At 48.1% G+C, this 13115-nt stretch carries 3 protein-coding genes, 8 tRNA genes, 2 rRNA genes and 5 pseudogenes; 4 read left to right on the top strand and 14 right to left on the bottom strand.

Annotation, left to right across the window (positions count from 1 at the left end):
• Positions 1–291: 291 nt before the first annotated feature.
• Positions 292–466: pseudogene (locus FNL97_RS18335) on the top strand (amine oxidase); the annotation flags it as partial.
• On the opposite strand, the pseudogene FNL97_RS06830 reads toward FNL97_RS18335, so the two are convergent.
• The 11 genes and pseudogenes from FNL97_RS06830 to FNL97_RS06780 form a co-directional block, all read right to left on the bottom strand.
• Positions 467–694, bottom strand: a pseudogene (locus FNL97_RS06830) (alkaline phosphatase); the annotation flags it as partial.
• Positions 695–876: 182 nt separating this feature from the next.
• Positions 877–950, bottom strand: a tRNA-Arg gene (locus FNL97_RS06825).
• A 1114-nt stretch (positions 951–2064) separates the two neighbouring features.
• Positions 2065–2135: transfer RNA gene (locus FNL97_RS06820), tRNA-Gly, on the bottom strand.
• Positions 2136–2140: 5 nt separating this feature from the next.
• Positions 2141–2214: transfer RNA gene (locus tag FNL97_RS06815), tRNA-Cys, on the bottom strand.
• Positions 2215–2220: 6 nt separating this feature from the next.
• Positions 2221–2292: transfer RNA gene (locus FNL97_RS06810), tRNA-Gly, on the bottom strand.
• A 3-nt stretch (positions 2293–2295) separates the two neighbouring features.
• A tRNA-Gln gene (locus FNL97_RS06805) sits at positions 2296–2370 on the bottom strand.
• Positions 2371–2417: 47 nt separating this feature from the next.
• A tRNA-Trp gene (locus FNL97_RS06800) sits at positions 2418–2488 on the bottom strand.
• 215 nt (positions 2489–2703) lie between these two features.
• Positions 2704–2780 (bottom strand) — tRNA-Pro (locus tag FNL97_RS06795).
• Positions 2781–2783: 3 nt separating this feature from the next.
• Positions 2784–2860: transfer RNA gene (locus FNL97_RS06790), tRNA-Arg, on the bottom strand.
• Between the two features lie 324 nt (positions 2861–3184).
• Positions 3185–6119 (bottom strand): 23S ribosomal RNA (locus tag FNL97_RS06785).
• Between the two features lie 620 nt (positions 6120–6739).
• A 16S ribosomal RNA gene (locus FNL97_RS06780) occupies positions 6740–8296 on the bottom strand.
• The 16S and 23S rRNA genes sit together here with 7 tRNA genes alongside, the layout of an rRNA operon.
• A 544-nt stretch (positions 8297–8840) precedes the next feature.
• On the opposite strand from FNL97_RS06780, the pseudogene FNL97_RS06775 reads away from it, so the two are divergent.
• Both FNL97_RS06775 and yoyC read left to right on the top strand, forming a co-directional pair.
• Positions 8841–10118 (top strand): annotated as a pseudogene (locus tag FNL97_RS06775) (IS110 family RNA-guided transposase).
• A 388-nt stretch (positions 10119–10506) separates the two neighbouring features.
• Positions 10507–10797 (top strand): protein YoyC, encoded by a 291-nt coding sequence (gene yoyC / locus FNL97_RS06770; RefSeq protein ID WP_015864218.1) that lies wholly within the window; start codon positions 10507–10509, stop codon positions 10795–10797.
• A 51-nt stretch (positions 10798–10848) separates the two neighbouring features.
• Here yoyC and FNL97_RS18700 read toward each other — a convergent pair.
• Together FNL97_RS18700 and FNL97_RS06760 are read right to left on the bottom strand one after the other, a co-directional pair.
• Positions 10849–10968, bottom strand: a pseudogene (locus FNL97_RS18700) (zinc ribbon domain-containing protein); the annotation flags it as partial.
• Positions 10949–11287: pseudogene (locus FNL97_RS06760) on the bottom strand (helix-turn-helix domain-containing protein); the annotation flags it as partial. The pseudogenes FNL97_RS18700 and FNL97_RS06760, both read right to left, overlap by 20 nt.
• Positions 11288–11628: 341 nt before the next feature.
• On the opposite strand from FNL97_RS06760, the gene FNL97_RS06755 reads away from it, so the two are divergent.
• Positions 11629–12072 (top strand): Hsp20/alpha crystallin family protein, encoded by a 444-nt coding sequence (locus FNL97_RS06755; RefSeq protein WP_062752630.1) that lies wholly within the window; start codon positions 11629–11631, stop codon positions 12070–12072.
• A 17-nt stretch (positions 12073–12089) separates the two neighbouring features.
• On the opposite strand, the gene FNL97_RS06750 is transcribed toward FNL97_RS06755, so the two are convergent.
• The gene (locus tag FNL97_RS06750; RefSeq protein WP_089097826.1) at positions 12090–13115 is read right to left on the bottom strand and encodes a LacI family DNA-binding transcriptional regulator; all 1026 of its coding nucleotides are present in this window, start codon (positions 13113–13115) and stop codon (positions 12090–12092) included.

The following is a 13115-nucleotide window of genomic DNA, read 5'->3' as shown; positions in this document are numbered from 1 at the left end:
CTATCCTTAGATATTCTAGCAAACTTACTTTTGCAATAAAGTTTCAAATTGTTTTCATTTACAATACAGATTTTTATCATGGTGTAAAATTTCAGCTAAATTATGTTATTAATTGGATTGAAATGTAAAAAGCTGCATAATCCTCCTGAGAATACTGACACCTGTTTTTCCATCATCAATACTATTTTAGTAGTATCAGTATGTCCTGGTTTTATAGATTTCTTGCACTAGAACTAAAAGAAGCAGGATGTATGCTGCTCCATTTTTGCATAACTGCACTTTCCTGCTGAATTGGATAAATATTCGATGGACGCTTATTTGAGATACAACCCGTTTGGAGTTAGGTTATCTGCAGGCGCCATCGACATGATCAAAGTACTTCTTTCACTGGAACGATTAGTGGATCTTTCTTTCCTAGAACTGTTACGTGAACTAATTGTTTACCCCTAATATTCGCTTCTATGAAAAATTTAATGCCTTTATCAATCATGCGTTTAATTTCTTTATCCGCAGCATATCCAAGTTTAATCCATTCTAACTTGCCGGTCCCGCCGTTTTCTGCGCTTGTTTGCATAAATTTCGCCGCATATAAGGTGTCGGCTGACAAATCACGCGGTTTATCAGCCACATACATAAACAGCGCTGTATATTCACCATCGTTTCCAAAGTAAGCGGTGCGCTCATCCGGCATTACATCATCATTTCATTGCCTATGCTTCGCTTAGAAGTGGGGGCTTCTTGGTAAAAAAAAGATAAAAAAAGAAGCGGCTATTGACCGCTTTTTCATTGCCCCCCACTATCCGGGTTGTCTTCTTATCACTTTATCGCTTGCAATTACAACAAAAAGCCAGCCGTTAAGGCTGGTTTTTTGCATAGCGTCCCAGGAGAGATTCGAACTCCCGACCGACGGCTTAGAAGGCCGCTGCTCTATCCAGCTGAGCTACTGGGACATAGTATTATTTACACTCCTATTTTTCAACAGCTGCCTCTTCCTCTACCAGCTGATTCAAAGATGCTGGATGCGTCGAGGCAACTCGCAGCGAATTCAATGATGCATCGCTCGTTGCTCTATCCAGCTGAGCTACTGGGACATAGTGTTATTTACACTCCTATTTTTCAACAGCTGCCTCTTCCTCTACCAGCTGATTCAAAGATGCTGGATGCGTCGAGGCAACTCGCAGCGAATTCAATGATGCATCGCTCGTTGCTCTATCCAGCTGAGCTACTGGGACATAGTGTTATTTACACTCCTATTTTTCAACAGCTGCCTCTTCCTCTACCAGCTGATTCAAAGATGCTGGATGCGTCGAGGCAACTCGGAGCGGATTCATAGATGTAATGCTCGTTGCTCTATCCAGCTGAGCTACTGGGACATGGTGTTATTTACACTCCTATTTTTCAACAGCTGCCTCTTCCTCTACCAGCTGATTCAAAGATGCTGGATGCGTCGAGGCAACTCGCAGCGAATTCAATGATGCATCGCTCGTTGCTCTATCCAGCTGAGCTACTGGGACATGGTGTTATTATACTTATATTTTTAGCTGGCTGTCTCTTCCTCTACTAGCTAACTCAAGGAAGCGGGATGCGTCGAGACAACTCGCAGTGGATTCATAGATGTAATGCTCGTTGCTCTATCCAGCTGAGCTACTGGGACATGGTGTTATACACTCTTTAGCTTCGCTGCCCCTTCCTCTACTAGCGAATTCAGGGAAGTAAGATGCGTCGGGGCAACTCGGAGCGGATTCATAGATGTAATGCTCGTTGCTCTATCCGGCTGAGCTACTGGGACATGGTGTTATTATACTTATATTTTTAGCTGGCTGTCTCTTCCTCTACTAGCTAACTCAAGGAAGCGGGATGCGTCGAGACAACTCGCAGTGGATTCATAGATGTAATGCTCGTTGCTCTATCCGGCTGAGCTACTGGGACATAGAATTATTTACACTCCTATTTTTTCAACGGCTGCCTCTTCCTCTACGAGCTGACTCAAGGGAAGCCAGATGCATCGAGGCAATGCTCTAACAGTTTTTAATGATATTGCGACAACTAGAAGCAAGAAAAAAAAGCGGGTGATGGGAATCGAACCCACGACGTCAGCTTGGGAAGCTGAAGTTTTACCACTAAACTACACCCGCACAATTGGAGGCGGCACCCGGATTCGAACCGGGGATGAAGGTTTTGCAGACCTCTGCCTTACCACTTGGCTATGCCGCCAAGAAAAGCGGAAGACGGGACTCGAACCCGCGACCCCCACCTTGGCAAGGTGGTGTTCTACCACTGAACTACTTCCGCAATTGGCTGGGCTAGCTGGATTCGAACCAGCGCATCACGGAGTCAAAGTCCGTTGCCTTACCACTTGGCTATAGCCCAATGTATCATCATTTCATCGCTTGCTAAACTTCATTTTAAGGTTTATACAGGGGCAGTAGGAATCGAACCCACACCGGAGGTTTTGGAGACCTCTGTTCTACCATTAAACTATGCCCCTATATCATATCATTCAAACCGCCAATCCAAAGGGAGCGGATTTACACTCTTCGAAGTCTATCCACTTCCCTACCTATCCCAAATAAACATGAAATACTTAACTTGCCGTTCTAATGGAATTTAAAACTCTACATGACTAAAGCCAAGAGTTTTTGTATTTACTCTTTAATAGACATTATGTATAAAAGTTATGTATATGTATGTAAACTCTTCTCATGGTCGGGAAGACAGGATTCGAACCTGCGACCCCATGGTCCCAAACCATGTGCTCTACCAAGCTGAGCTACTTCCCGAAATGGCGCGCTCGAGAGGACTCGAACCCCTAACCTTCTGATCCGTAGTCAGACGCTCTATCCAGTTGAGCTACGAGCGCACATTACTTTATGAAGCAAAAGACGAAACTTAAAATTCATGATTCCTATCTTAGCAAAACGGCGTTTTATCACTAAATTACTTCTATTTTATATATGTTCATTCCCTCAAAACTAGATAACCGTCTGTTTGGAAGAAGCCGTTTTGCGTAGGCGGCCTACGCTTTTCCGTTGTCTAGCTCCTAGCGTCCTCCACTTTTCGCTTTGTCTAGCTCCGGTGCCTAGCTCTCTTGCGCCAAATAACCTTCTCCCTTGAGGTGCAAGCACCTCTACGGGTGAAGAACATTTGGCTTCGAGAGCTAAGCGCGGCACCTCCGCTTTTCCGCTTGGTTAAGTCCTCGATCGATTAGTATCCGTCAGCTCCACGTGTCGCCACGCTTCCACCTCGGACCTATCGACCTCGTCATCTTCGAGGGATCTTACTCGCTTGACGCGATGGGAAATCTCATCTTGAGGGGGGCTTCACGCTTAGATGCTTTCAGCGCTTATCCCTTCCGCACATAGCTACCCAGCGGTGCCCCTGGCGGGACAACTGGTACACCAGCGGTGCGTCCATCCCGGTCCTCTCGTACTAAGGACAGCTCCTCTCAAATTTCCTGCGCCCGCGACGGATAGGGACCGAACTGTCTCACGACGTTCTGAACCCAGCTCGCGTACCGCTTTAATGGGCGAACAGCCCAACCCTTGGGACCGACTACAGCCCCAGGATGCGATGAGCCGACATCGAGGTGCCAAACCTCCCCGTCGATGTGGACTCTTGGGGGAGATCAGCCTGTTATCCCCGGGGTAGCTTTTATCCGTTGAGCGATGGCCCTTCCATACGGAACCACCGGATCACTAAGCCCGACTTTCGTCCCTGCTCGACCTGTCCGTCTCGCAGTCAAGCTCCCTTGTGCCTTTGCACTCTACGAATGATTTCCAACCATTCTGAGGGAACCTTTGGGCGCCTCCGTTACCTTTTGGGAGGCGACCGCCCCAGTCAAACTGCCCACCTGACACTGTCTCCCACCCCGATAAGGGGTGCGGGTTAGAATTTCAATACCGCCAGGGTGGTATCCCACCGGCGCCTCCACCGAAGCTGGCGCTCCGGCTTCTCAGGCTCCCACCTATCCTGTACAAGCGATACCAAAATTCCATATCAGGCTGCAGTAAAGCTCCACGGGGTCTTTCCGTCCTGTCGCGGGTAACCTGCATCTTCACAGGTAGTATGATTTCACCGGGTCTCTCGTTGAGACAGTGCCCAAGTCGTTACACCTTTCGTGCGGGTCGGAACTTACCCGACAAGGAATTTCGCTACCTTAGGACCGTTATAGTTACGGCCGCCGTTTACTGGGGCTTCGGTTCGCACCTTCAGCCTTGCGGCTTAAGCGCTCCCCTTAACCTTCCAGCACCGGGCAGGTGTCAGCCCCTATACTTCGCCTTTCGGCTTCGCAGAGACCTGTGTTTTTGGTAAACAGTCGCTTGGGCCTTTTCACTGCGGCTCTCTCGGGCTCATCACCCAAGAGAGCACCCCTTCTCCCGAAGTTACGGGGTCATTTTGCCGAGTTCCTTAACGAGAGTTCTCCCGCGCACCTTAGGATTCTCTCCTCGCCTACCTGTGTCGGTTTGCGGTACGGGCACCTCTCACCTCGCTAGAGGCTTTTCTTGGCAGTGTAGGATCGGGGACTTCGGGACCGATGGTCCCTTCGCCATCACGGCTCAGCCTTTGCGCCAGACGGATTTGCCTATCTGGCAGCCTAACCGCTTGGACAGGCTATTCCAGCAGCCTGCTCGCCCTACCTTCCTGCGTCCCCCCATTGCTCAAACGGTGAGGAGGTGGTACAGGAATCTCAACCTGTTGCCCATCGCCTACGCCTTTCGGCCTCGGCTTAGGTCCCGACTAACCCTGAGCGGACGAACCTTCCTCAGGAAACCTTAGGCTTTCGGTGCAGAGGATTCTCACCTCTGTTTTCGCTACTCACACCGGCATTCTCACTTCTAAGCGCTCCACGAGTCCTTCCGGTCTCGCTTCGGCGCGCTTAGAACGCTCCCCTACCGATGACCAACGGTCATCCCACAGCTTCGGTGGCACGTTTAGCCCCGGTACATTTTCGGCGCAGAGTCACTCGACCAGTGAGCTATTACGCACTCTTTAAATGATGGCTGCTTCTAAGCCAACATCCTGGTTGTCTGGGCAACTCCACATCCTTTTCCACTTAACGTGCACTTTGGGACCTTAGCTGGTGGTCTGGGCTGTTTCCCTCTCGACCACGGATCTTATCACTCGTAGTCTGACTCCCAAGGATAAGTCATTGGCATTCGGAGTTTGACTGAGTTCGGTAACCCGATGAGGGCCCCTAGCTCAATCAGTGCTCTACCTCCAAGACTCTTCCCTTGAGGCTAGCCCTAAAGCTATTTCGGGGAGAACCAGCTATCTCCAGGTTCGATTGGCATTTCACCCCTACCCACACCTCATCCCCGCACTTTTCAACGTGCGTGGGTTCGGGCCTCCAGTAGGTGTTACCCTACCTTCACCCTGGACATGGGTAGATCACCTGGTTTCGGGTCTACGACGACGTACTAAACGCCCTATTCAGACTCGCTTTCGCTGCGGCTCCGTCTCTTCGACTTAACCTCGCACGTCATCGTAACTCGCCGGTTCATTCTACAAAAGGCACGCCATCACCCATAAACGGGCTCTGACTACTTGTAGGCACACGGTTTCAGGTTCTCTTTCACTCCCCTTCCGGGGTGCTTTTCACCTTTCCCTCACGGTACTGGTTCACTATCGGTCACTAGGGAGTATTTAGCCTTGGGAGATGGTCCTCCCTGCTTCCGACGGGATTCCCCGTGTCCCGCCGTACTCAGGATCCACTCGGGAGGGAACGAAGTTTCGACTACAGGGCTGTCACCTTCTCTGGCGGGCCTTTCCAGACCGCTTCGTCTACCCCGTTCCTTTGTAACTCCCATGTGAGTGGTCCTACAACCCCAAGAGGCAAGCCTCTTGGTTTGGGCTGTTCCCGTTTCGCTCGCCGCTACTCAGGGAATCGCGGTTGCTTTCTTCTCCTCCGGGTACTTAGATGTTTCAGTTCCCCGGGTGTGCCCTCCATACCCTATGGATTCAGGTATGGATACTGCCCCATTACGGGCAGTGGGTTTCCCCATTCGGACATCTCCGGATCAACGCTTGCTTACAGCTCCCCGAAGCGTTTCGGCGTTTGCCCCGTCCTTCATCGGCTCCTAGTGCCAAGGCATCCACCGTGCGCCCTTTCTAACTTAACCATGCGAAAACAGCTTCATGCTTGCCGCCTTCGCTTCTCGGCTTCTTCCTATGTCTAGCTTCGGCGCCTAGCTCTCTTGTGCCAAATAACCTTCTCCCTTGAAGTGCAAGCACTTCTGCAGGTGAAGAACATTTAGCTTCGAGAGCTGATCGCGGAGCTGATCGCGGCGCCTCCGCTTTTCCTTCCGGTTATCTAGTTTTCAAGGAACGAAACGGCTTCTTGAGTCTGCTTCCCTGCAGTTTTGCGTCGAGGAATCCAGCTTCCCCGAATCTGCTAGAAGACGCAGACGCAAAGCAATTGAAGGAATAAATGTTCCCTCAAAATTGAACAAGGCTACTGCCTTGAATCAACTTCTCTGCTACCTTGTGTCGAGGAATCCTGCTTCCTCGAATTCACTAGCAGACGCAGACACAAAACGTTTGAAGGAATGGGTAATGTTCCCTCAAAACTGAACAAGGCTACTGCCTTGAATCAACTTCTCTGCTGCCTTGCGTCGAGGAATCTAGCTTCTCTGAATCCACTCGTAGACGCAGACGCAAAGCACTTGAAGGAGTAGAATGCTCCCTCAAAACTGAACAAACCCGAAGCGCCCACCTTATTTCACACACATACAGTCCTTAGAAAGGAGGTGATCCAGCCGCACCTTCCGGTACGGCTACCTTGTTACGACTTCACCCCAATCACTTGCCCCACCTTCGGCGGCTGGCTCCCTTACGGGTTACCTCACCGACTTCGGGTGTTGCAAGCTCTCGTGGTGTGACGGGCGGTGTGTACAAGGCCCGGGAACGTATTCACCGCGGCATGCTGATCCGCGATTACTAGCGATTCCGGCTTCATGCAGGCGAGTTGCAGCCTGCAATCCGAACTGAGAGCGGCTTTTTGGGATTCGCTCCCCCTCGCGGGTTCGCAGCCCTTTGTACCGCCCATTGTAGCACGTGTGTAGCCCAGGTCATAAGGGGCATGATGATTTGACGTCATCCCCACCTTCCTCCGGTTTGTCACCGGCAGTCCCCCTAGAGTGCCCAACTGAATGCTGGCAACTAGGGGCGAGGGTTGCGCTCGTTGCGGGACTTAACCCAACATCTCACGACACGAGCTGACGACAACCATGCACCACCTGTCACCCTGTCCCCCCGAAGGGGGAACGCCCTGTCTCCAGGGTTGTCAGGGGATGTCAAGACCTGGTAAGGTTCTTCGCGTTGCTTCGAATTAAACCACATGCTCCACCGCTTGTGCGGGCCCCCGTCAATTCCTTTGAGTTTCAGCCTTGCGGCCGTACTCCCCAGGCGGAGTGCTTAACGCGTTAGCTACAGCACTAAAGGGTAAAACCCCTCTAACACCTAGCACTCATCGTTTACGGCGTGGACTACCAGGGTATCTAATCCTGTTTGCTCCCCACGCTTTCGCGCCTCAGCGTCAGTTACAGACCAGAGAGCCGCCTTCGCCACTGGTGTTCCTCCACATCTCTACGCATTTCACCGCTACACGTGGAATTCCGCTCTCCTCTTCTGCACTCAAGTCCCCCAGTTTCCAATGACCCTCCACGGTTGAGCCGTGGGCTTTCACATCAGACTTAAGGGACCGCCTGCGCGCGCTTTACGCCCAATAATTCCGGACAACGCTCGCCCCCTACGTATTACCGCGGCTGCTGGCACGTAGTTAGCCGGGGCTTTCTCGTTAGGTACCGTCACCGTACCGCCCTATTCGAACGGTACTTCTTCGTCCCTAACAACAGAGCTTTACGATCCGAAGACCTTCTTCGCTCACGCGGCGTCGCTCCGTCAGACTTTCGTCCATTGCGGAAGATTCCCTACTGCTGCCTCCCGTAGGAGTCTGGGCCGTGTCTCAGTCCCAGTGTGGCCGGTCACCCTCTCAGGCCGGCTACGCATCGTCGCCTTGGTGAGCCGTTACCTCACCAACTAGCTAATGCGCCGCGGGCCCATCCGTAAGTGGTAGCAAAAGCCACCTTTCAACCAAAGACCATGCGGTCTTCGGTGTTATCCGGTATTAGCCCCGGTTTCCCGGAGTTATCCCGGTCTTACGGGCAGGTTACCCACGTGTTACTCACCCGTCCGCCGCTAACCGAATGAAAGCAAGCTTCCATTCGGTCCGCTCGACTTGCATGTATTAGGCACGCCGCCAGCGTTCGTCCTGAGCCAGGATCAAACTCTCCAAAAAGAAAGTTGATTGGCTTCTTTTCAACTTCAGCGCCGACACCGCAAGGTGTCGCTCGCCTTCGCTTTTCTATGCGGACGCTTCGTTTTGTTCAGTTTTCAAGGAACATTAACATCAAACCTTCATTCATCTGACAACAACAATTATAACTAAATATCCAAGATTGTCAATATATTTAATTTCCTACATTTAATAGCTTCGTTATTTCACGCAAATCATAATTATATTCAAATCATCATATGTTGTCAATACTTTTTTGTTTATCCACTCGACACACTTAAAGCGACGTTTTGTATATTACAAACTTATTTATGTTTTGTCAATATATTTTTTAAAAGTAACTTTTTCATGTTATTTTGCCAACCTATTTCCACTTTAGTATATAATATCATCGACACATCTTTGCAAATATACATACATTTATTTAAAGGAGCATTCCTGTTAGAAGTTTTTTCGGGGACTTGAATAAAAAAAGCCCTCTTGGTATGATTCAAGGGTGTCAATTAACCGAATTGACCCCTAATTTGGATACCAAGGAGGACTATACATGAATTCTATCTCAAACAAGAAGATTAATCAAGTCACCGATCAAACGCTGGTGGTTGGGATGGATATCGCAAAGAAAAAACATTATGCCTGCTTTGTAGATGAGCGAGGGAGGGTGTTAAAAAAGCCGTTTCCCGTTCTGCAATCGAGAGAAGGATTGGAATGGTTGTACCAGTGCATCGTGGAAGCCATGAAGGAATTTGAAAAAACCGAGGTGATCGTTGGCATCGAGCCAACGGGACATTATTGGCTCAATCTCGCTTACTTTCTTGACGAGAAGGGCATTCCTCTCGTCATGACAAACCCGATGCACGTGAAGCGATCCAAAGAGCTGGACGATAACCTTCCAACCAAGCATGATGCGAAAGACGCGCTCGTCATTGCCCGGTTAGTGAAAGACGGCCGATTCAGCTATCCGCGTATTCTGAAAGGGATGGAGGCGGAGCTGCGCGTGGGAGCGACATTTCGCTCCAAATTGGTGGAAGAACAGGGAGCGATTCGAAATCAAATGATTCGCTGGCTTGATCGATATTTTCCGGAGTTTTCCCAAGTCTTCCCGTCATTTGGGAAAATGGCGCTCGCGGTGCTGGAATATACGCCATTTCCGAGTGATCTGGCAGGAAAAGAACTAGAAGAGGTGCTGGCCCTTTACCGGCAAAGTGAGGGATTACAATCGCCACAAAAGCCGAAAGCGAAGAAGTTGATGGAATTTGCCCAACACTCCATTGGCGTAACGGAAGGACAACAGATGGCCCGTATCGAAATTGCCACGCTTGTCCGCCGGTACCGCCAACTGGAAGAAGAAATCGAGGCACTGACAGAGCAGCTGATTGAACTCGTACAGACATCGATCGAGTACGAATGATTGAAGACCGTTCCGGGCTTAGGCGATGCGACCATCGTAGAACTGTTATCAGAGATCGGGAGTTTCTCCCATTATCAGGATCCGCGGCAGCTTATCCAATTAGCGGGCCTGACGCTGCGGGAACATTCCTCCGGCCAACACAAAGGGCAAAAACGGATCTCGAAGCGTGGAAGAAGGCGGTTGCGCGCCCTCCTCTTCCGGGTGATGATGCCGATGATCCGTCACAACGAAGCGTTTCGGCAGCTGCACGACTATTACACGACACGTCCTGATAATCCGTTGCGGAAGAAGCAATCGATTGTGGTGTGATGCGGAAAATTATTGAAGGTATTGCACGCTGTATGTACGAAGCACCAAGCGTTCGATGCGAAGCGAATGATGCAGGACATCTTTGGCCTCGAAACGGCTGCTTGATGCCTATAGTCTCGATTCTCTAGACAACAAGGATGACACGGAGAAGCTGGCGCGATATCATCCATTCGACCTTGAGTCCCTAAAGGAGCTTAGCCGGCCTCTGCCTGATGACTAGACCGAACGAAGGAATGTAGGCACAAGGATGCCAAGAGACATGGGAGGGTTCGTCATCATCAGCGATGCAGAGATCCACGGTGCATCCCATACGCTTCCCCCACTACAACCAAATTTAACCAGTAGTGACCGCGAAGCGTACCCAGTCAATGTAAGATATACACATATTTAAGAAATAATGTTAGAAACTTTGTCGAAAAATATTTTTTTGACACCCCTGAAACGGCCACAACCGTTGATATATCAACATTTATAGAGGGAGGAGTATATATAAATGGAACATTCATTTTCCGTATTGTTAGAAGCATATCAAAGCCTATGGAAAAATCGCTCCCTAACAACAGAAAAACTGAATGAACAAGAAAGCCAATCACTTCTTTATGAAACGATCGCAAAAGAACTACGTGATGAAATGTCTCATCCTCGTACACGTCAGTCTCCTGAAATAAAATTTTATTATGCAATCAAAAGAATTATAAACTCAAATCTATCAGAACAAGAAAAATTATCTTTAATTCATATTCATATAAATGTGATGGAACAATTGACCACCCCCCGTGCCTAAAGGCAGAGGATTCTTGGGTAATCCCTTCTACCGAAGAGAAATGGACCGAGCTCAATCCGCCGGTCCAGCAGTGATTAATCTCATACCTTCTTGTAAGATATTTCTTGCGGTGTTTACATCTCGGTCATGATGTGTTCTACAATTCGAACATGTCCACACCCGCAAGGTTAGGGTTTTGACTTCTTTGTTTTGATATCCACAATTGGAGCAAAGTTGTAAACAGGATTTTTTTGCTTTTGAAGCGTGGACGTTATTCTGTTTTTTGAAAATCGTCCAGATGTTTTAGCACATTTTGAAGTGCGGTAGAATCGACCTCTTTTAACCATTCCAATTCCTTTTTCAATTGGTTTAACTGATTGGCACAAATGTTATAGGTTAGAACTTTACCTGTTTGTTCATAGGCTTCATTCCACTTGGCTAAGAAGTAATTAAAAACGAAACGACTGCAGCCAATCGATTTGTTAATTGAGTAATTAACGTTGTAAAAAATGAAATACTAATTTATATATCTTACAGCATTTGGAAAGATGTAAAAATAGCATATGGACACGATATAGCTTTCGGGACTTGGGATTTAGCTCTATTTCTTATCATCCTTTTCGGTTCGATGGGCTTTTTTATAGTAAGGTCATTTCGTTTAAGATAAAACATTTAGTCCTAATAAAACGAATGGGCGAGTCGGTTATATAAAAAGCGTAAAGGGGCTTCCGTATTTGGGAGTCCCATTCTTTATACAATAACCTTTCACAGAATCTTTGTATAAAACAGCGCTGCCTAAAACAAACTATTTGATGACAAATATATTAACGATCCAAAGGAGGGCGCTGGTTTATGTCTTTAATCCCTTATGATCCATTTCGCCATTTAGAAACAATGCGCAAGGACCTTAGCCGATTTTTTTCAACCGATTTCCCTTCTCTTTTCACCCATATGGATGACCATATCGGGATGCCGCGCATGGATATGCATGAAACGGAAAACGAATATGTCGTATCGTGCGATCTCCCTGGTCTAGAGAAAAAAGAAGACGTGCACATCGACGTACACAACAATATTTTAACGATTAGCGGCACCATCCAGCGAGATCAAAACATTAAAGAAGAACAAATGCACCGCCGCGAACGTTTCTTCGGCCGTTTTCAACGTTCCATTACGCTGCCATCGGATGCAGCAACAGATAACATTAAAGCAACATATAAAAATGGTGTGCTCGATATCCATATTCCAAAAACAACATCTAGTCCGAAAAAGCGCGTTGATATCGAATTTCACTAATGCAGTAAAGGGAGCTGCTACATTGAACAGCTCCCTTTTGAACAAACTTGACTGCTTTCTCGAACAATGAGTTTTGTTGGTACAACCACTTTTTTGCAAATGGTTCGCTTCGTCGTTAGTCTCTCTACTAACAATTCTACCGCCGTCTCTCCCATAAACTCTGTATACACTTTTACCGTTGTTAATGGCGGGTGGATAAATTTCGCGGTTGGAATATCATTAAATCCGACGATAGATATATCATCAGGAACTGGAATTTGCGCTTCATGAAGCGCGCGCAGCGCCCCAATCGCCATCGAATCACTGGCGATAAAAAACGCGGTTGGAATGTCTTTTGCAGAGATTGCTTGTTTCATTAATCGATAGCCGTCTTCAGCGGTAAAACTTCCTGTCCATACATATCGCGAATCATATATTCCTTTCAAGTATAAATATTCGTAAAACGTCGCTTCGCGCTCATCATGAAGAAGCGTTTGTCCGTCTACATATTCGCGCCCGCCAATATAGCCGATTTTTTTGTGGCCGAGTCGAAGAAGATAGTCTAACACGGTAATCGTTGATTTCCTTAAATCAATGACAACGGAGTCAAATTTTTGCTCATCTGGCGAACAATCTACAAACACGATATGCTCAGTGCTTGCCGCAAACGCACTGACATCTTTTGGCCCAAACTTTCCAACCGCAATAATTCCGTCTAAATTTTCCATCCGCTCCTCTGGATAGGAACCATTTTGTTTAAACAACTTTACCAGCTCGATTTGCCGTTCAAAACATTCTTTTTCTACCCCTAAGCGAATCGCCATGTAATACGGATCATCAAGTTCTTGCCGTTCCGAATACCAATGAACCAGCCCAAATCGAAATCGTTCTTTCGTTTGTTGGCTGCGTTCCCGCAATGTTTTATAATTCAATTGTTGAGCTACTTCGAAAATGCGTTTTCTCGTTTCATCCGATACCGATAAGGTTGTATCATAATTAAGAACGCGTGATACAGTGGCAACAGATACGCCGACTTTTTCCGCAATTTCTTTTAACGTCGCCAT

Source organism: Geobacillus sp. E263, from assembly GCF_007197795.1.
Classification (GTDB): Bacteria; Bacillota; Bacilli; order Bacillales; family Anoxybacillaceae; genus Parageobacillus_B; species Parageobacillus_B toebii.
The sequence above is the reverse complement of the archived record's forward strand: the minus strand, read 5'-3'. Positions and strand labels throughout refer to the sequence as shown.

Bases quoted from the DNA above. Each gene is read 5' to 3' on its own strand.
- yoyC (WP_015864218.1), top strand. From the start codon at position 10,507: ATGGAACATTCATTTTCCGTATTGTTAGAAGCATATCAAAGCCTATGG.
- FNL97_RS06755 (WP_062752630.1), top strand. From the start codon at position 11,629: ATGTCTTTAATCCCTTATGATCCATTTCGCCATTTAGAAACAATGCGC.
- FNL97_RS06750 (WP_089097826.1), bottom strand. From the start codon at position 13,115: ATGGCGACGTTAAAAGAAATTGCGGAAAAAGTCGGCGTATCTGTTGCC.